We start from the raw sequence: 1,625 nt of genomic DNA, 5'->3' as shown, positions 1-1,625 counted from the left end.
GGCGGCCCGAACTCGGGCGCCGGCGGCCCGGCGGCGCCGCGGCGCGGGCCGAGCTGGCCACGCTGGCCGGGCTGGGCGAGCCCGCGCGCCGCCACGGCTGGGTGGCGCCCGAGCTGGCCGGGCAGGCCGCCTGCGTCATCGAGGCGGGCCGCCATCCGGTGGTCGAGAACGCCATCGAACGCTTCACGCCGAACGGCTGCCGGCTGGACCCGGCGCGCCGCATGCTGCTGATCACCGGCCCCAACATGGGCGGTAAATCGACCTATATGCGGCAGGTCGCGCTGATCGCGCTGCTGGCGCGCACCGGCAGCTTCGTGCCGGCGGCCAGCGCGCGCGTCGGCAAGATCGACCGCATCTTCACCCGCATCGGCGCGGCCGACGATCTGGCGGGCGGCCGCTCGACCTTCATGATGGAAATGACCGAGGCCGCCGCCATTCTGTCGGCCAGCACGCCCAACAGCCTGGTGCTGATGGACGAGATCGGCCGCGGCACCTCCACCTACGACGGTCTGGCGCTGGCCTGGGCCATCGCCTGCCGCCTGCTGGCGCACAACCGCGCGCTGACGCTGTTCGCCACGCACTATTTCGAACTGACCCGCCTGCCGTCCGAACAGCCCTCGGCGGCCAACGTGCACCTGGCCGCCGCGGAATCCGCCGGCGGCATCGTGTTCCTGCACGAAGTCCGCGAAGGCCCGGCCAGCCGCAGCTACGGGATCCAGGTCGCGCAGCGCGCCGGCGTGCCGGCCGCCGTGATCCGGCAGGCCACGCGCGAACTGGAACGCCTGGAATCCCAGGGCGCCCCCACGCCGCAACTCGGCCTGTTCGCCGCCGCGGCCGACGCCGACGCGCAGGCCGATGCCGCCGCCGAACGCTCTGGCGCCCTCGAGGCGCTGGACGCGCTGCGCGACGAACTCGCCGCCATCGATCCCGACAGCCTGACCCCGCGCGAAGCGCTGGACGCCCTCTACCGTCTCAAGAAGCATCTGCAATGAACCTCGATCATCCCCTGCCGCTGCTGGGCAACCAGAGCCCCAACGACTTCATGCGCCGCTACTGGCAGAAGAAGCCCCTGCTGATCCGCCAGGCGATTCCCGGCTTCAAGCCGCCCGTCGCCATCGCCGCGATCAAGAAGCTGGCGCGCCGCGACGACGTGGAATCGCGCCTGATCTGGCGCGAGAACGGCGAATGGCAGATGGAGAACGGCCCCTTCGCCCGCCTGCCCAAGGACAACGAAGGCGAATGGACGCTGCTGGTGCAGAGCGTGGACCTGCACAGCGACGCCGCGGCCGAACTGATGCAGCAGTTCCGCTTCATCCCCGATGCGCGCCTGGACGACGTGATGATCAGCATCGCCAGCCACGGCGGCGGCGTCGGCCCGCACTTCGACAGCTATGACGTGTTCCTGCTGCAGGCCGCCGGCCAGCGCGAATGGCGCTACGGCCGCCAGAAAGACCTGTCGCTCGAGCCCGGCCTGCCGCTGAAGATCCTGAGCCGCTTCGAACCCGAGGCCAGCGCCGTGCTGTCGCCCGGCGACATGCTCTACCTGCCGCCGCAGGCCGCGCACGACGGCATCGCCGTGGGCGACGGCTGCATGACGATCTCGATCGGCTTTCGCGCGCCCACGC

At 71.6% G+C, this 1,625-nt stretch carries 1 protein-coding gene and 1 pseudogene; both read left to right on the top strand.

From position 1 onward, the window contains the following. Positions 1 to 992: pseudogene (locus KDH83_RS30610) on the top strand (DNA mismatch repair protein MutS); the annotation flags it as partial. Then, the coding region (locus KDH83_RS30605) for a cupin domain-containing protein (RefSeq protein WP_212322779.1) at positions 989 to 1,625 on the top strand (637 nt) is incomplete at its 3' end. The pseudogene KDH83_RS30610 and the gene KDH83_RS30605, both read left to right, overlap by 4 nt.

The sequence above is a fragment of the Achromobacter sp. Marseille-Q0513 genome (assembly GCF_018195695.1).
Lineage (GTDB): Bacteria > Pseudomonadota > Gammaproteobacteria > Burkholderiales > Burkholderiaceae_B > Achromobacter.
The sequence above is the reverse complement of the archived record's forward strand: the minus strand, read 5'-3'. Positions and strand labels throughout refer to the sequence as shown.